Origin of the sequence: Mesorhizobium sp. M4A.F.Ca.ET.050.02.1.1 (assembly GCF_003997725.1) — a bacterium.
Classification (GTDB): Bacteria; Pseudomonadota; Alphaproteobacteria; order Rhizobiales; family Rhizobiaceae; genus Mesorhizobium.
Genome location: NZ_RZSG01000056.1, coordinates 1 through 16,245, shown reverse-complemented (window position 1 = coordinate 16,245; position 16,245 = coordinate 1). Strand labels below are relative to the sequence as shown.

Annotated in this window: 16 protein-coding genes; 8 read left to right on the top strand and 8 right to left on the bottom strand. The window is 65.3% G+C overall.

Going from position 1 to position 16,245, the window contains the following annotated elements; translation table 11 throughout:
- Positions 1-153 precede the first annotated feature (153 nt).
- The 5 genes from glcF to EOA33_RS07075 form a co-directional block, all read right to left on the bottom strand.
- Positions 154-1,479: a glycolate oxidase subunit GlcF gene (gene glcF, locus EOA33_RS07095; protein WP_127405315.1), complete on the bottom strand. Its 1,326-nt coding sequence runs from the start codon at positions 1,477-1,479 to the stop codon at positions 154-156.
- 9 nt (positions 1,480-1,488) lie between these two features.
- Positions 1,489-1,878: a DUF4870 domain-containing protein gene (locus tag EOA33_RS07090; protein ID WP_126056406.1), complete on the bottom strand. Its 390-nt coding sequence runs from the start codon at positions 1,876-1,878 to the stop codon at positions 1,489-1,491.
- Entirely contained in the window at positions 1,875-3,131 is a 1,257-nt protein-coding gene (locus EOA33_RS07085) for an FAD-binding protein (RefSeq protein WP_127405314.1), read from the bottom strand. The genes EOA33_RS07090 and EOA33_RS07085 overlap by 4 nt, the downstream gene beginning before the upstream one ends.
- A gap of 108 nt (positions 3,132-3,239) precedes the next feature.
- Complete coding sequence (locus EOA33_RS07080; RefSeq protein ID WP_126056408.1) at positions 3,240-4,736, bottom strand: FAD-linked oxidase C-terminal domain-containing protein; 1,497 nt, start codon at positions 4,734-4,736, stop codon at positions 3,240-3,242.
- A 279-nt stretch (positions 4,737-5,015) separates the two neighbouring features.
- Entirely contained in the window at positions 5,016-6,338 is a 1,323-nt protein-coding gene (locus tag EOA33_RS07075) for a DUF3422 family protein (RefSeq protein ID WP_126056409.1), read from the bottom strand.
- 207 nt (positions 6,339-6,545) lie between these two features.
- On the opposite strand from EOA33_RS07075, the gene EOA33_RS07070 reads away from it, so the two are divergent.
- The 3 genes from EOA33_RS07070 to EOA33_RS07060 are packed head-to-tail and all read left to right on the top strand — an operon-like array spanning position 6,546 to position 9,335.
- Complete coding sequence (locus tag EOA33_RS07070; protein ID WP_126056410.1) at positions 6,546-7,343, top strand: FCD domain-containing protein; 798 nt, start codon at positions 6,546-6,548, stop codon at positions 7,341-7,343.
- Between the two features lie 22 nt (positions 7,344-7,365).
- A complete protein-coding gene (locus tag EOA33_RS07065) occupies positions 7,366-8,502 on the top strand; it encodes an alpha-hydroxy acid oxidase (protein ID WP_126056411.1) in 1,137 nt (378 codons plus the stop codon).
- 59 nt (positions 8,503-8,561) lie between these two features.
- Positions 8,562-9,335, top strand: coding sequence for a metallophosphoesterase family protein (locus EOA33_RS07060; protein WP_127405313.1), 774 nt, complete (start codon positions 8,562-8,564; stop codon positions 9,333-9,335).
- A 46-nt stretch (positions 9,336-9,381) separates the two neighbouring features.
- Here EOA33_RS07060 and EOA33_RS07055 read toward each other — a convergent pair whose 3' ends face one another.
- Entirely contained in the window at positions 9,382-9,522 is a 141-nt protein-coding gene (locus EOA33_RS07055) for a hypothetical protein (RefSeq protein WP_006206855.1), read from the bottom strand.
- Between the two features lie 421 nt (positions 9,523-9,943).
- Positions 9,944-10,642 carry a type 1 glutamine amidotransferase gene (locus tag EOA33_RS07050; RefSeq protein ID WP_127405312.1) on the bottom strand — a complete coding sequence of 233 codons (699 nt, stop codon included), beginning with the start codon at positions 10,640-10,642 and terminating at the stop codon, positions 9,944-9,946.
- 75 nt (positions 10,643-10,717) lie between these two features.
- On the opposite strand from EOA33_RS07050, the gene EOA33_RS07045 reads away from it, so the two are divergent.
- The 4 genes from EOA33_RS07045 (at position 10,718) to EOA33_RS07030 (ending at position 14,786) form a co-directional block, all read left to right on the top strand.
- Positions 10,718-11,365, top strand: a complete 648-nt coding sequence (locus tag EOA33_RS07045; protein WP_126056415.1) for a hypothetical protein — start codon at positions 10,718-10,720, stop codon at positions 11,363-11,365.
- Positions 11,366-11,396: 31 nt separating this feature from the next.
- Complete coding sequence (locus EOA33_RS07040) at positions 11,397-12,131, top strand: 16S rRNA (uracil(1498)-N(3))-methyltransferase (RefSeq protein WP_126056416.1); 735 nt, start codon at positions 11,397-11,399, stop codon at positions 12,129-12,131.
- 185 nt (positions 12,132-12,316) lie between these two features.
- Positions 12,317-13,690 carry a glutamate--cysteine ligase gene (locus EOA33_RS07035; protein WP_127405311.1) on the top strand — a complete coding sequence of 458 codons (1,374 nt, stop codon included), beginning with the start codon at positions 12,317-12,319 and terminating at the stop codon, positions 13,688-13,690.
- A 103-nt stretch (positions 13,691-13,793) separates the two neighbouring features.
- Complete coding sequence (locus tag EOA33_RS07030; protein ID WP_126056418.1) at positions 13,794-14,786, top strand: DUF937 domain-containing protein; 993 nt, start codon at positions 13,794-13,796, stop codon at positions 14,784-14,786.
- A gap of 148 nt (positions 14,787-14,934) precedes the next feature.
- On the opposite strand, the gene EOA33_RS07025 is transcribed toward EOA33_RS07030, so the two are convergent.
- Entirely contained in the window at positions 14,935-15,225 is a 291-nt protein-coding gene (locus EOA33_RS07025) for a DUF1127 domain-containing protein (protein WP_126056419.1), read from the bottom strand.
- Positions 15,226-15,403: 178 nt separating this feature from the next.
- Here EOA33_RS07025 and EOA33_RS07020 point away from each other — a divergent pair.
- Positions 15,404-16,245, top strand: an 842-nt coding sequence (locus tag EOA33_RS07020) for a LysR substrate-binding domain-containing protein (RefSeq protein WP_127405310.1), incomplete at its 3' end; no start/stop codon positions are given.

The following is a 16,245-nucleotide window of genomic DNA, read 5'->3' as shown; positions in this document are numbered from 1 at the left end:
GACCCTCTTGCAACGCAGGTGATTGGCGAAATCAGCCATGACAGCGCCCCTCTCCCCGTCACTATACGGGGAGAGGACGCCGGCAGGCAGGTGAGGGGCAGCGCCGACAGTCCGAAGAATTATCTGGCCAAGTCGAAACCTGGAGGAACTGCATCACTCTGCCGCGACCATCGTCGAGTCGGCAACGCCTTCCGGCTTCGGGCCGCCATAGGCCCAGTCGAGCAGCTTGATCGTGTGCACCACCGGCAGTTTCGCGGCGGAGGCGATCTGGGTGATGCAGCCTATGTTGCCGGTGGCGACGATTTCGGCGCCGGTCGACTCGATGTTTTTCACCTTGCGGTCGCGCAGTTTTGCCGAGATCTCGGGCTGCAGGATGTTGTAGGTGCCAGCCGAGCCGCAACAAAGATGCCCTTCGCGCGGCTCGCGCACGACAAAGCCCGCCCTGGCCAGCAGCTCCTTCGGCTGCCGGGTGATCTTCTGGCCGTGCTGCATCGAGCAGGCCGAATGATAGGCGACGACAGTGCCGGGCTTGCGCAGCGGTTCGGGCAGGTCGAGACCGGCCAGATATTCGGTGATGTCCTTGGCCAGCGCCGAGACCCGCGCGGCCTTTTCGGCATAGGCCGGATCGAGGCGCAGCATGAAGCCGTAGTCCTTGATCGTGGTGCCGCAGCCCGATGCGGTGATGACGATAGCATCGAGCCCGCCCTGGTCGATGGCGCGCGTCCAGGCGTCGACGTTCCGCCTCGCCGAGGCAAGGGCTGCCTCCTCGCGGCCCATATGGTGGACGAGCGCGCCGCAGCAGCCCTCGCCTTCCGGCACCACCACCTCGACGCCGAGCCTTGTCAGCAGCGAGATGGTCGTCTCGTTGATGGCCGGATCGAGCACCGACTGCGCGCAGCCGGTCAGGATGGCAACGCGGCCCTTGCGCGTGCCCTGCCCGGCGTGCACGCCAGGCAAGGCCATTGCCGACACCGCCGGGATCGAGGATGGCGCAAGCCTGAGCATGGCGGCGACAGGCTTTAGCGCCGGCAGCTTTTCGAACAGGCCGATGAACGGCCTGCCGAGCCCGGCCAGCTTCAATGCCGCACGGAAGCGCGAGGGATAGGGCAGCACGAAAGCCAGCATGGCGCGCGTCAGCCGGTCGAGCAGCGGCCGCTTGTAAGTTTGCTGGATATGGGCGCGAGCATGGTCGACCAGATGCATGTAATTGACGCCCGAGGGGCATGTCGTCATGCAGGCGAGGCAGGACAGGCAGCGGTCGATATGGGTGACGATCTCCTTGTCGGCCGGCCGGCCGTTCTCGAGCATGTCCTTGATGAGATAAATCCGCCCGCGCGGCGAATCCAGCTCATTGCCCAAGGTCACATAGGTCGGGCAGGTGGCGGTGCAGAAGCCGCAATGCACGCATTTGCGCAGGATCTTTTCCGATTCCGCGACGTGCGGATCGGCAAGCTGGGCGGCTGAGAAGTTGGTCTGCACCGGGGAGTCCTATTGTCCGAGGAGCCAGCTTTGCGGGTTCTTGACCGGCTCGCCGCGCTGCAGCGCCTGCAGCCCGAGGATGCAGCGGGCGATGAACCAGACAGCAGCGGCAAACATCAGCAGGAAGCCGATCACGAGCATCATAAGGACCACGGAGATCAGCGCGTAGAGCAGACCGATCCAGAAGGTCCTGATCAGGAAGGTGTAGTGGCTTTCGACGAAGCCGCCAGCCTTGCCGCGGTTGATGTAGGCAAGCACGATGCCGACAATGCCGGTGACGCCAATGACGAGGCCGGCGAGATAGAGAATGTAGATGACCAGGGCGTTGGTCGAACCTGGCTCCAGCCAGCGATCGGTCTGGCGCGGTCCGCCGCCCGGGCCTTGATTGATGTTGCTCATTGTGCTGCTCCTTCCGATGAGTGTGCCAGAGTAGCAGAGCTGGAACCCGGCGCCATTCGACCGGGGTTGAGGATATGCTTGGGGTCGAACTCGGCCTTCAGCCGCGCCGACAGCGCCGCCAGATGCAGTGGCTGCGGCTCGAACACCGGCAGAGCGGCGCGATGCGCGGGTGCGGCGCGCACCAGCGTCGCGTGGCCGCCGCCATGCTTGCGGATCAGGCCGCGCAGCAGGCCGGCCTCGGGATCGTTCTCGCGCATCGACAGCCAGACCAGACCGCCCTGCCAATCGTAGAAAGCGTCGACCGCCGCCTGCATGCGCAGGGCCATCACCATGTGATGCGCCTGCGACGGCGCCATCGACACACGCCAAACCGGTCTCGCGCCGCCATCTGCGAAGGGTATGCAATCGCGGATATCGCGCCAGATGGCCTTCGACGCCTCGTCGGCGATCTCCTCCAGCGGCCCTGCTTTGCCAAGCAGCTGCTTCAATGCCTCAATGCGATAGACCACGGAAGGGCCAAAACCCTCGACGCGCAGCAGCGTCGCGGCATCGCTGCCATGCTTGCCGGAATCGACGCGCGCTGTGATGCGCTCCGGCAGGTGGGCGGCGCTCGATACTTCGGCGCTGGAGCCAAGTGCCAGCGCCATGGCGGCCGTCGCCGCCTCGTCGAGCAGGCCACGGATGGCGAGCGTCACCTCGGTCTCCGCCGCCGGCAGCACCTTGAAGGTGACGTCGGTCAGCACGGCGAGCGTGCCCCAGCTTCCCGCCATCAGCTTGGAGAGATCGTAGCCGGTGACGTTCTTGACGACGCGGCCGCCGGACTTGAAGGCCTCGCCGCGACCCGAGATGGCGCCGACGCCGAGGATGTGGTCGCGCGCCGCGCCAGCCTTCAGCCGGCGCGGGCCGGACAGATTCGCCGCAAGCACGCCGCCGATCGTGCCTTTGCCCGGCTCGCCGCCGAGCAGTCGGCCATAGTCCATCGGCTCGAAGGCGAATTGCTGGCCGTTCTCGGCAAGCAGCCTCTCGATCTCGGCAAGCGCCGTGCCGGCTTTGGCCGACAGCACCAATTCGGCTGGCTCGTAGAGGGTGATACCGGTGAGCTTCGACAGGCCGAGCGTGTGTTCCGCTTGCAGCGGACGACCGATGCCGCGCTTGGAACCATGCCCGAGGATCTCCAACGGCGCCTCTTCCGCTGCAGCCCATTGAATGGTGGAGAGGACTTCGGCGGATGAGATTGGGGTGAAGGTTGTCATCGGAGAGCGCCTTTCCTCGCCCCCGCAAAGCGGGGGAGAGGTGGCTCGGGCGTAGCCCAAGACGGAGATAGGCCGCGTTCCTGCGCCGTCATGCGAAATTGGCCCCCATCAAAACCTCGGAATGTCCGGAAACGCCACCTGCCCGCGATGCACATGCATCCGCCCCAGCTCGGCGCAGCGGCGGAGCTGCGGGAAGACCTTGCCGGGGTTGAGCAGGTGGTTGGGGTCGAAGGCGCATTTGACCCTCATCTGCTGGTCGAGGTCGACCTGGTTGAACATTTCCGGCATCAGGTCGCGTTTTTCGACGCCGACGCCATGCTCGCCGGTCAGCACGCCGCCAACCTGGACACAGAGGCGCAGGATGTCGGCGCCGAAGCTTTCGGCCTTGTCCAGCTCGCCCGGCACGTTGGCGTCGTAGAGGATCAGCGGGTGCAGGTTGCCGTCGCCGGCATGGAAGACGTTGGCGACTCCGAGCCCGTATTTCTCCGACAGGTCGCGCATGCCGGCGAGCACGCGCGGCAGTTCCTTGCGCGGTATGGTGCCGTCCATGCAGTAATAGTCGGGCGAGATGCGGCCGACCGCCGGGAAGGCCGCCTTGCGGCCGGCCCAGAAGCTCAGCCGCTCCTGCTCCGACTGCGAGATGCGGCAGGTGGTCGAGCCGTTCCTGTAGGCGATCGCCTCGACGAGGCCGATCAGGTGGTCGACCTCGACGCCCGGTCCGTCGAGCTCGACGATCAGCAGCGCCTCGACGTCGAGCGGATAACCGGCATGGACGAAATCCTCCGCGGCGTGGATCGCCGGGCGGTCCATCATCTCCATGCCGCCGGGGATGATGCCGGCGCCGATGATGTCGGCGACGCACTGGCCGCCCTGCTCGCTGGTCGGAAAGCCGATCAGGAGAGCGCGCGCCGTCTCCGGCTTCTTCAGGATGCGCACGGTGACCTCGCTGACGACGCCGAGCAGGCCCTCGGAGCCAGTCATGACGCCGAGCAGATCATAGCCCTCGGCGTCGAGATGCCGACCGCCCAGCCGCACCACCTCGCCATTCATCAAGACCATCTCGATGCCCAGCACATTGTTGGCGGTCAGCCCGTATTTCAGGCAATGCACGCCGCCGGAATTCTCCGCCACGTTGCCGCCGATCGAGCAGGCGATCTGGGAGGATGGATCAGGGGCGTAATAAAAGCCCTCCTGCTCGACGGCGGTGGTGATGCCGAGATTGGTGACGCCCGGTTGGGCGACGACAACTCGATTGGGAAAGTCGATCTCCAGGATGCGGTTGAAGCGGCTCATGACCAGCAGCACGGCATCCTCGAGCGGCAGCGCGCCGCCCGAGAGCGATGTGCCGGAGCCGCGCGGCACGACGCGGATGTTGCGATCGTTGCAGTATTTGAGCACCCGCGAGACCTGCGCCACCGTTTCCGGCAGCACCACGACCAGGGGCAACTGCCGGTAGGCGGTGAGACCGTCGCTCTCGAAGGCGCGCATTTCATTGGCCGTGTCGACCACGCCCTCGCCCGGCACGATGATGCGCATGTCGGCGACGATCTCGGCGCGCCGGCGAATGGTGGCGGCATCTGGCTTCGGCATGGCAAGGCCGGGCATGGGCTGCCTCTTCGCTTTACTGGTCAAAATCTTTTACCAGTGAAGCGCGTCAGTTGCAAACTCTGCATTGATCGAGATCGAGTGCCGGACGCTTCCGCAGCGGCAATCTGCCGCTGCGCCCTAATCTCCCCCCTCGAGGGGGGAGATGGCCGCGAAGCGGTCAGAGGGGGTCCTAGCGCGTGAAATGCCAACGCTGTCTGACGTCGCGAAGAGCGTCGGCGCCCCACGCGAGGCGACCCCCTCTGTCGCCTTCGGAGACATCTCCCCTCAAGGGGGAGATTATTCTCCCGGATGTTTCGCCGGCTCGGAGTGCATGCGCCGCACGCGGCGCACGCCCCACCAGACAAGCAGGATGGCGACCGGCACCGCGGCGGCGGTGACGACTTCGGGCGCAAAGGCATGGCCGAAGATCGAGGCGCCCTTGGCGAGATAGGAGATGAGGCCGACGACGTAATAGGAAACGGCGGCGACGGAAAGGCCTTCGACCGTCTGCTGCAGGCGCAGTTGCAGGCGGGCGCGGTTGTTCATCGAGGCCAGCAGGTCGCGGTTCTGCTTCTCGACCTCGACATCGACCCAGGTGCGCAGGAGCGTGGTGGCCCGGGTGAGTTTGCGCGACAGGTTGGCCTGCCGCTCCTCGACCGAGCGGCAGGTGCGCATGGCCGGCGCCATGCGCCGCTGCAGGAAGCCGGCCCAGGTGTCGTAGCCGGACACCGGCTCTTCCTCCAATGCCTCGAGTCGCTCGACGACAATGCCGTCATAGGCGCGGCTGGCGCCGAAGCGATAGAGGCTGGAGGCGGCATCCGCCTCCAATTCGGCGGCCAGCTCGGTCAGGTCGGCAAGCAGCGTCTGGCTGTCCCGGGTCTCCGCCCCCTTCATTTCCAGCGTGGTCTGCGCCAGCCGGTCCTCGATGCGGCGGGCGCGGCCGGAGAGCGTCAGCGCCAGCGGCAGGCCGAGCATGGCCAGCGTCCGGTAGGTCTCGATGTCGATCAGCCGCTGCGACAGCGCGCCGGTGCTGGCCGGCGTCAGGCCCCGATCGAGCACCAGCATGCGTGTCAGGCCGTCGCCGTCCTGGCGGAAGTCCGTGACAATGGCGGCATTGCCGCGCCCGACCAGCGAGTAGCACAGGCTGGTCGGGTCGAAATCGGCGATCAGTCTTTCGCTGGCCTGCGTCCATTTGCGGATCTCGAGCCTGATCCCGGATATGACCGTGCCCGGCGGCGAAAACCCGTTGCCAAAAGGCGAATCCTCCTGCGATCCGGCGCTTTCGGCAAGCGGCCCTTCCCACAGGTAGGTCGAGAATTCCGTGTGCCGTTCCCAGCGCAACGAGCCCTTGCCCCACTTCATGGCATGGTGGCGGGCCTGGCGGTCGGGGGCGGCGATGCCAAGGCGTCGCGACATCTCCGAAAGCACCGCGTGGTCGACGCCGGAGCCGCCTTCGGTCATGAAGGAAAGCTGGATCAGCACGCGCGGCTTCTCGATCAGCGGATGCGGCCTGGCATGGACCTCGCCCAGCGCGCCGGAGCGCCCTCCATGCGCCGGAAAACCCATGACGCTGCCCTGGGCGCGTGGCTGGAATTCGAGATTGGACGTCTCGTCCGACACGGCCGGTCCCCCTGTTCTTGACCCTGCGTGTATCGGCGTCCTCTAGGACCAATCGCCGGGAGACGCAAACGGCAAAGTTTAGCTGAAGGCGATATAGGGCGGCGACGCCGAACCGGACCAAACCGAACGAATTGGATAAATAATTTGACCAGTTGGCGACACAGGCTTTAATCTGAACGTCAACCGCTTCTTTTCCCAGGCACCCCGTTGAGCGATATTTTCTCCAGGATCGAGCATTCGCGCACCGCCGACGAGGTGGTGCAGCAGATCGAGAGCCTGATCCTGGAAGGCGTGTTGCGCACCGGTGACCGGCTGCCGGGCGAGCGCGAGCTGGCGCGCCAGTTCGACGTGTCACGGCCGATCCTGCGCGACGCGCTGAAGGCGCTGGAGGGGCGTGGGCTGCTGACGACCAAGGCCGGCGGTGGCACTCATGTCGCCGACGTCATCGGCCAGCTGTTCACCAAGCCGGTGACCGACCTCATCTCGATGCACCGCAAGGCGGTGACCGACTATCTGGAGTATCGCCGCGAGATCGAGGCGGTCGCCGCCGAATACGCGGCGCGGCGCGCCACGCCGGAAGACCTTACGCTGCTCGACAGCATCATGGCGCGCATGGACGAGGCGCACCGCACCGGCGATTTCGACGACGAGGCCGAGATCGACATCGAGTTCCACCACGCCATCTCGGAATGCGCGCACAACATCATCCTGCTGCATACGCTGCGCTCCTGCTACCGGCTGTTGTCGGAAGGTGTGTTCCAGAACCGGCTTCTGGTGTTCAGCGTGCCCGGCGCGCGCGAGGCCCTGCTTCACCAGCACCGGGCGATCTATGCGGCGATCAAGGCCGGCGATCCGGCGGCTGCCCGGCAAGCGGCCATGGACCACATCTCCTATGTCGAGCGCTCGATGCTCGAGGCCGAACGCAGCGGCGACTGGCAGCGCGTGTCACGGCTGAGGCTGAGACAGCGCTCCGACGCCGGCGACGGCGCCAAGACAACGAATTAGCGAACACCCAGCGGGAAAGACCATGAGCGACATCCTCACCATTGCCGATCTGAAGGACCTGGCGCGCCGCCGCGTGCCGAAGATGTTCTTCGACTACGCCGATTCCGGCGCCTGGACCGAAAGCACATACCGCGCCAACGAGGAGGATTTCCAGAAGATCAAGTTCCGCCAGCGCGTGCTGGTCGATATGAGCAACCGCTCGCTGGAAACGAGCATGATCGGAGAGAAGGTGGCGATGCCGGTGGCGCTGGCGCCAACCGGCCTGACCGGCATGCAGCACGCGGATGGCGAGATGCTGGCGGCGCAGGCGGCGGAAGAGTTCGGTGTGCCGTTCACGCTGTCGACGATGAGCATTTGCTCGATTGAGGATGTCGCCTCGGTGACGAAGAGGCCGTTCTGGTTCCAGCTCTACGTGCTGCGCGACAAGGACTTTGTCCTCAACCTGATCGATAGGGCGAAGGCGGCGAAATGCTCGGCGCTGGTGCTGACGCTCGACCTGCAGATCCTCGGCCAGCGCCACAAGGATGTCCGCAACGGGCTGTCGGCGCCGCCCAAGATGACGCTCGCCAACATCATCGACCTGGCGCTCAAGCCGCGCTGGTGTCTGGGCATAGCCGGCACCAAGCGCCGCACCTTCCGCAACATCGTCGGCCATGCCAAGGGGGTCGGCGACGTCTCTTCGCTGTCGTCGTGGACGACGGAGCAGTTCGACCCGCAACTGTCGTGGAAGGATGTCGCCTGGATCAAGGAGCGCTGGGGAGGCAAGCTGATCCTGAAGGGCATCCTCGACAAGGAGGACGCGCTGATGGCGGCCCAGACCGGCGCCGACGCGATCGTCGTTTCCAACCATGGCGGACGCCAACTCGACGGCGCCGCCTCGTCGATCGAGGTGCTGGAGGAGATCGCCGACGCCGTCGGCGACAGGATCGAGGTGCACATGGATGGCGGCATCCGCTCGGGCCAGGACGTGCTCAAGGCGCTCTGCCTCGGCGCCAAGGGCACCTATATCGGCCGTCCCTTCCTCTACGGCCTCGGCGCCATGGGCAAGGACGGGGTCACCAAGGCGCTGGAGATCATCCGCAAGGAAATGGACATCACGCTGGCACTGTGCGGTAAGCGTTTGGTAACCGACATGGGCAAGGACCAGCTGAGGCGCTAGGGCCTATTCACCTATCCGCCCTAGTTTCCCGTGATGATCGATACGGGAAGACGCTCACCGTGACCGAAACCGGCATCCACTATCTCGACGCGCGCGGGCCGGAAGGCATGCGGCTCTGCGCCATCGGCGACGTGCATGGCCGGCTCGACCTCCTGGCCGCCATGCACCGCCGGATCGAAAGCGAGCTCGAATACAAGCCGACCGCTGACTGGCGTGCCATCCATCTCGGCGACTATGCCGACCGTGGGCCGGACTCCAGGGGTGTGATCGATTTCCTGATCGACGCGCAGAAGCGCGACCCGCGCCACCTGATGCTCGCCGGCAACCATGACATCGGCTTTCTCGACTTTCTCGCCGAACCCGATCCGGACGGCCTGTTCATGCGCTATGGCGGCGTCCAGACGGCGCAGTCCTATGGCGTTGATCTGGTCGCGGACGCGCGCTGGTTCGGCAAGGCAGAGACGGTACGGAAAGGACACGCGGCCCTGATCGAGGCCGTACCGCAAGCCCATGTCGATTTCCTGCGCTCACTGCCGTTTTCCGTGGCCTTCGGCGACTTCTTCTTCTGCCATGCCGGCATCCGGCCAGGCGTGCCGCTCGAAAGCCAGAGTCCGCAGGACCTGATCTGGATTCGCGATGCCTTTCACGATCACCCCGGCCTTTATCCGAAGGTGATCGTGCATGGGCACACACCGGTGCCGGAGGCCGAAGTCATGGCCAACCGCGTCAATGTCGACACGCTCGCCTGGCATTCGGGAACGCTCAGCGCGCTCGTTGTCGACGGCGCGGAAAAGCGCATCCTGACGGTCGAAGGGCGGCCGTTCCAGTCATGATCCCGACTATGGGATCAGCTTTCCGTTTGTCGGGAAGGACCAGGCTTCAGCGAAGGGCGGCGGTGACGCCGTAGCCGTCGACGGCCTGATGATTGTTGGCGGCGTCGGCCGAATAGATGCCGAGGCCGCACAGGACGATGGCAGACAGCATAACAAAGGACAAAAGCGCTGCTTTCACGGACGTCATCTCTGGTTGAGCTTCCTGCATCTGTGCACGACCCGGTTACCAATGCGTTGAAACGATAAAATGCGTCTCAATGTTTCGACGATCTCGCGTTTCTAAGCAGATTCCGTATCGCCGGTGTGTCGCGCGGATCACACAGAAGGTTCATCGCGGTTGCACCGGCGATACAAAGCGCGCGCCTTCTAGGATGGCGCGCGGCCACAAACCAAGGATGAAAAGGGTTTTCCCCAGCCGGAACTGCCGTGGCGTGCCAATAATGTCACGCCGCCCCAGGTCGGTGTGCGCCAAAGTGGGAGATTCAGGTCAGGCCGAGCCGAAAACTATGGCTTTTGAGAACCGGAGCGGAGCGTACTTGAAGTACGTGAGCACCAGAAGCGCAGGAAGCCATTGTTTGCAGGCTGCCTCACCTGAATATCGACACGCTTCAGATGGTCGCCACCCAGGCGCGGGCAATGGCCAGACCGGCGGCGTCGGCATCGGAACCATTGCGGGTGATTTCGCCGTCGAGCCGATCGTTCCAGTCGGGATGGCGCTCGGCGATGAGGGAGGCGAAGGATGTGCTCCAGTCGCGCACCATCGGCGTATCCGCCTCGAAATGGAACTGGAAGCCGTAAACGGCGCGGCCAAGGCGGAAGGCCTGGTTCTCGGCGACGGCGCTGCCTGCCAGCCGCACGGCATTCTGCGGCAGCGCGAAGGTGTCGTCGTGCCATTCGAAGATCGGGAAATTCTCCGGCAAGGCTGCCAGCACCGGATCGGTCTTGGCCGCCGGCGTCAGTGACACCTGGTGCCAGCCGAACTCGGTGGCACCGCCGATCTGGTTCTCGCCGCCGAAGGCCCGCGCCAGCAACTGGCTGCCGAGGCAGATGCCGAGCACCGAGCGGTCCCTGTCGGCGAAGTCGCGGGTCAGATCGAGCAATTCGGGGAAATAGGGGCAAAGCTCGTCATCGAGCGCGTTCTGGGCGCCGCCCAGCACGACTATGGCGTCATGCTCGCCGCTGTGCTCGGGCAGGGCCTCGCCACGATAGGGCTTGCGCAGATCGATATCGGCGCCAGCCTCGACCAGTGCGGCGCCGATCTGGCCAAGGCCCTCATTGTCGAAATTCTGAACGACCAGGACGCGCATCGAAACCCTGCTGACATGATATTGATCCCGCGAGCGATATCATGGCGCCCGCATCGCAGCCAAGAAGGAACGCCTATGCCACTGCAGAACCGGGTCGATCCGTTCGGCGCAATCCACGCGGTGCCCGAACGCGGCCTGTTCACCGGCAATCGCGGCATCATCCACGACCCGGAGACGAAGACGCTGTTGAGGAAGCGCTGGGCGCTTCAGGCCTGGATCATCTGCGTGTGCCAATTTCGCAATGTGCGACGCGAGCCGATGGGCCGCAACAGGCAGGGCGGCAAGGCGGGCTGGACCGAGCTGTTCTTCCTCGACGAGGTGACGGCGCTTGCCGCCGGCCACCGGCCCTGCTTCTTCTGCCGGCGCGAACGGGCGAGCGACTTCGTCCGCCGCTTCGGCGGGGCGTTCGGCATCGCCGAGCCGCGCGCGCCGATGCTCGACAAGCGGCTGCACAGGGAGCGGCTGGCGGCTGGCGGCCAGCCGCCGGCGGTCAAGCCGGAAGCGCTGGCCGCCCTGCCCGATGGCGTCATGGTTGCTGACGGCAACGCGGCTTATGCCCTGCACGGCGGCCAAGCGCTGCGCTGGTCGTTCGCTGGCTATGGCGCGCCGGCCGCTTTTGGCGATCTGGCCGGCCGGCCACTCCGGCTGCTGACACCGGCGACCACCATTTCGGTGCTGCGGCAAGGCTACGTGCCGGCATGGCACCCTTCCGCCGAGGCTTGACGGCAAACACCGCCTCGCCCATTGCTCGGCCATGCGCGCCAATTACAAGATGCAGCGGCTGTTCGTGCCTGACGATCTCGGAACCGGCATTGAATTCGATGCCGGGCCACAGCAAAGCCATTACCTGATGCATGTGCTGCGGCTCGGCGAAGGCGCGGAGCTCCTGGTGTTCAACGGCCGCGACGGCGAGTGGTCGGCGGCGATCGCGGCAAAGTCCAAAAAGGCGGTTCGGCTGAAGGTTGCCTCCCTGCAGCGGCCGCAGCCGCCGCTGCCCGATCTCGTCTACTGCTTCGCGCCGCTGAAGCAGGGACGGCTCGACTATCTGGTGCAGAAGGCGGTCGAGATGGGTGCCGGTATCCTGCAGCCGGTGATTACGCAACACACGCAAGTGGCCAAGCCAGGCATCGAGCGGCTGCGCGCCAATGTCGTGGAGGCGGCCGAACAATGTGGCATCCTGGCGGTGCCTGAGGTGCGCGAGGCGGAAAAATTCGAACGCCTGCTGACAGGCTGGGACAAGGAACGGCGGCTGATCTTCTGCGACGAGGATGCCTCGACCAACAATCCGCTGCCGGCGCTGCAGGCGGTCGACGAGACCAAGCTCGGCCTGCTGGTCGGACCGGAGGGCGGCTTTTCCGACGACGAGCGCAAGATGTTGAGGGCGCTGCCTTTCGTCACCGCCATCCCGCTCGGGCCGCGCATCCTTCGCGCCGACACGGCCGCGGTGGCCGCGCTTGCGGTGATCCAGGCGACAATCGGTGATTGGTGATCAATTCGAGTTGAGCCCTGGCTCAGGATTTTTCGCTTGATCGGCTACTGACATTTCGTCCATCTAGCGCCGGCGGTCGTTCGGCCGCCTATAGCGCCGCGCTCTTTTGTGCGCACAAGGAACGCTGTAGCACTATGGTTTGGCGCATGATCGGTCTTGGGGATCACGCGTCGGGAGGGCTTCTGATGGCGCGCGACACGACCGATTTCCGGCCCATCGAGGGCGTCGACGAACTTGTCGCCTACCTGGCCGCCGGCAATAAGCCGCGCGACCAATGGCGTATCGGCACCGAGCACGAGAAGTTTCCGTTCTATGTCGACGGCAATGCGCCGGTGCCCTATGGCGGCGAGCGCGGCATCCGCGCCATTCTAGAGGGCATGCAGCAAAAGCTCGGCTGGGATCCGATCATCGATGACGGTCGCATCATTGGCCTGGTCGAGCCGACCGGCCAGGGCGCGATCTCGCTTGAGCCGGGCGGCCAGTTCGAGCTCTCCGGCGCGCCGCTGGAGTCGATCCACCAGACCTGCCGCGAGGGCAATGCGCATCTTGCGCAGGTGCGCGAAATCGCCGAGCCGCTCGGCATCCGCTTCCTCGGGCTCGGCGGCAGCCCGAAATGGTCGCTCGCCGAAACGCCCAAAATGCCGAAGTCGCGCTACGAGATCATGACCCGCTACATGCCGAAGATCGGCACCAAGGGCCTCGACATGATGTACCGCACCTGCACCATCCAGGTGAATCTCGACTTCGAGAGCGAGGCGGACATGCGCCGCAAGATGCAGGTCTCGCTCAAGCTGCAGCCGCTGTCGACGGCGCTGTTCGCCAACTCGCCCTTCACCGAAAGCCGACCGAACGGGCTGCAGAGCTGGCGCGGCGACATCTGGCGCGACACCGACAACCAGCGCTCCGGCCTGCTCGAATTCTGCTTCTCGCCCGATTTCGGCTTCGCCGACTATGTCGAATGGGCGCTCGACGTGCCGATGTATTTCGTCATCCGCGACGGCCACTATCACGACATGACGCACATCACCTTCCGCCAGTTCATAACAGGGGCCGCCCGCAATGAGGTCCCGGACGGGCTGCCGACGATGGGCGATTGGGCAAACCACCTGTCGACGCTGTTCCCCGACGTCAGGCTGAAGCGCTTCCTCGAAATGCGCGGCGCCGATGGCGGACCGTGGCGGCGCATCTGCGCGCTGCCGGCCTTCTGGGTCGGGCTGCTCTATGACGAGGCCGCGCTGGACGCCGCCGAGGCGCTGACCTCGAGCTGGACCTACAGGGAAGTGCTGGCAATGCGCAACGCCGTGCCGGAGCTGGGCATTTCGGCGCCGTTCCGCAACACGACCTTGCGCGATGTCGCGCGCGACGTGCTCTCCATCTCGCGCTCGGGGCTGAAGAACCGCGCACGCAGGAACCGTGATGGCTATGACGAGACCTCGTTCCTCAACACGCTGGACGAAGTGGTGGCGCGCGGCACGACAAGCGCCGAGGAGATGCTGTCGGCCTACCACACGCGCTGGGGCGGCTCGATCGAGCCGGTGTTCATGGAGTATGCCTACTGACCCTTCGCCATCCGACCGGTTGAGGCTTCGGCAAAAGCCGCTTCAATCAAGGATGGAAACGAACTAGGTTTCTCCAACGAGGATGTTCCCGGAGGAGATTCCAATGCCTTCCCTGTTCGACATATTCGCCCAGGCGCAGAACGGCGCCGGCATGCAGGCGCTGGCTCAGCAGTTCGGGCTTTCGATGCAGCAGACCCAGGCCGCGGTCGAGGCGCTGCTGCCTGCCTTTTCGCAAGGGCTGCAACGCAACACGGCCGACCCCTACGGGCTCGGCGCCTTCATGACCGCGATGGCGAGCGGCCAGCACGCCAAATATTTCGAGGACGCGACCCGGGCCTTCTCGCCGCAAGGCATCAACGAGGGCAACGGCATTCTTGGCCATCTGTTCGGCTCGAAGGAGCTGTCGCGGGCCGTGGCTGCCCAAGCCGCGCAAGCGACCGGTCTCAGCCAGCAGGTGCTGCAGCAGATGCTGCCTGCGATGGCCTCGATGATGATGGGCGGGCTGTTCAAGCAGACCACCAACCAGATGCAGGCGGCGGGCGGCTTCGGAGGCGGCGGCAATCCGCTCGGCGAGATCATAGAGCAGATGATGCGGCAGGCGGGCGGCAGCGCGCAGCAGCCGCAACAGGCGCCCAATCCCTATGGCGACAACCCGCTCGGCAAGGTGCTGCAGGACATGTTCGGCGGTGGTGCGCAGCAGCCGCAGAGCCAGCCGCAGCAGGCGCCCAATCCCTATGGCGACAATCCGCTCGGCAAGGTCCTGCAGGACATGTTCGGCGGCGCGCAACAGCCGCAAGGCCGGACGCAGCCGCAACAGACGCAAAGTCCCTTTGGCGACAATCCGCTGGGCAAGATGTTCGAGGAGATGCTGCGTCAGAGCGGAGGCGGCGGGTTCGGCCAGCCGGTGCCACAGCAGCAGGCACCCCAGCAGCGCGAGGCGCCGCAACCGCAGACCAACCCGAGCGGCAGGCCGAGGAACCCGTTCGACGATCTGTTCGGTAAGATGTTCGAGACCGGCGCGCGGCAACGCGACGAGTACCAAAAGGGCATGGAATCGATCTTCGATCAGTTCAAGCGCGGCATGGATCGACGTTAGCCCGAAAAGAAGAGCCCGGTCCTTGGGAGGACCGGGCAGCGTGCAGGCAGGCCGGGGGGAACCGGCAGGGAGTGGGGAGCCTGCATGAACCTTGGTCGCCGCGCCCCTTGAAAAGGTTCAGGGCGACCGAATGCACCAGCCGGCTGGATCAAGCCACCTTGCGGGCGAGATCCTCGATCGAGCCGACCCGGTCGCTGGCGATGGCGCGCAGCTTCACCGTCGGGTCACGCCCGAAGGGCACAGCGACGGCGACGTGGAGGTCGGCGCGCGTCAGCCCGATATCGGCGAGTTCGGCATCCGACATCTCGCCGAGGCGATAGAATTGGCGGCGGTTTTTCCAGGCGCGGTAGGCATCAGCGATGGCATTGGCCACGCGCGCCGCTACGGACGGACGCGTGGTGATGCGCGAGGTCTCGGTGGCGAAATCAAACGTGGTCATGTCAGTCCTCCTTCAGAGTCGAGCGGGCGAAGCCGGGCAAACGTCGCTGGGAGGAGCGCCGTTCCGGTCTCGATTCACATGCCTTCATGTGGATGTTGGAGAATGTGCCACGGTGCGATTGATTAATCCAACGAATGTTTCTAATCTTTAGCATCAACATCAATGATGGATTGGACCGATGAAAGCGCCACTCGATCTCGATCAGTTGCAAACCTTCATCTCGATCGCCGATACCGGCAGCTTCACCCGCGCGGCGGAAGAGGTGCATCGGACGCAGTCGGCGGTGTCGATGCAGATGCGCCGGCTGGAGGAGCGGATCGGCAAGCCGCTGTTCGAGAAGGACGGCCGCACCAACAAGCTGACCGAGGAAGGCGACAGGCTGCTTTCCTATGCGAGGCGGCTGATCTTCCTCAACCGGGAAACGCTGGCCGCCTTCGACGACAAGCGACTGGAAGGCACCATCCGCATCGGCACGCCGGACGACTATGCCGACCGCTTCCTGCCAGAGATCATGGCGCGCTTCACGCGCTCCAACCCGCGGGTCGAGCTGACAGTCATCTGCGAGCCGACGCCCGGACTGGTCGAACACATCAAGCGCGGCAATCTCGACCTGGCGCTGGTGACGCACAACGACACGCGCGGCCAGTCGGAAGTGGTGCGGCGCGAGCCGCTGTTGTGGGTGACCTCGGCCAACCACGCCACGCATGAGCAGGAAATCCTGCCGATGGCCTTCGGCCGGCCGAACTGTATCTGGCGCCGCGCCGCGGTCGACGTGCTCGACCGGCAGAACCGCGAGTACCGCATCCTGTTCTCGAGTTTCTCGGCGACCGTCATCACCGCCGCGGTGCTTTCCGGCCTCGCGATCTCGGTGCTACCGGAATGCGCGCTGCGGCCCGGCATGCGCGTGCTCGGCGAGGCCGACGGCTTCGGCACCCTGCCCGACTGCCGCATCGGCATCATGCGTGGCCAGACCTCGCAGCCGGAGATCGTCGACGCGCTCGCCCGCCACATCTGCCAACG

Coding starts and splice junctions, on each gene's coding strand:
- EOA33_RS07035 (WP_127405311.1), top strand. CDS start 12,317: ATGGCGCGCGACACGACCGATTTCCGGCCCATCGAGGGCGTCGACGAA.
- EOA33_RS07090 (WP_126056406.1), bottom strand. CDS start 1,878: ATGAGCAACATCAATCAAGGCCCGGGCGGCGGACCGCGCCAGACCGAT.
- EOA33_RS07065 (WP_126056411.1), top strand. CDS start 7,366: ATGAGCGACATCCTCACCATTGCCGATCTGAAGGACCTGGCGCGCCGC.
- EOA33_RS07085 (WP_127405314.1), bottom strand. CDS start 3,131: ATGACAACCTTCACCCCAATCTCATCCGCCGAAGTCCTCTCCACCATT.
- EOA33_RS07045 (WP_126056415.1), top strand. CDS start 10,718: ATGCCACTGCAGAACCGGGTCGATCCGTTCGGCGCAATCCACGCGGTG.
- EOA33_RS07025 (WP_126056419.1), bottom strand. CDS start 15,225: ATGACCACGTTTGATTTCGCCACCGAGACCTCGCGCATCACCACGCGT.
- EOA33_RS07030 (WP_126056418.1), top strand. CDS start 13,794: ATGCCTTCCCTGTTCGACATATTCGCCCAGGCGCAGAACGGCGCCGGC.
- EOA33_RS07055 (WP_006206855.1), bottom strand. CDS start 9,522: ATGACGTCCGTGAAAGCAGCGCTTTTGTCCTTTGTTATGCTGTCTGCC.
- EOA33_RS07040 (WP_126056416.1), top strand. CDS start 11,397: ATGCGCGCCAATTACAAGATGCAGCGGCTGTTCGTGCCTGACGATCTC.
- EOA33_RS07050 (WP_127405312.1), bottom strand. CDS start 10,642: ATGCGCGTCCTGGTCGTTCAGAATTTCGACAATGAGGGCCTTGGCCAG.
- EOA33_RS07080 (WP_126056408.1), bottom strand. CDS start 4,736: ATGCCCGGCCTTGCCATGCCGAAGCCAGATGCCGCCACCATTCGCCGG.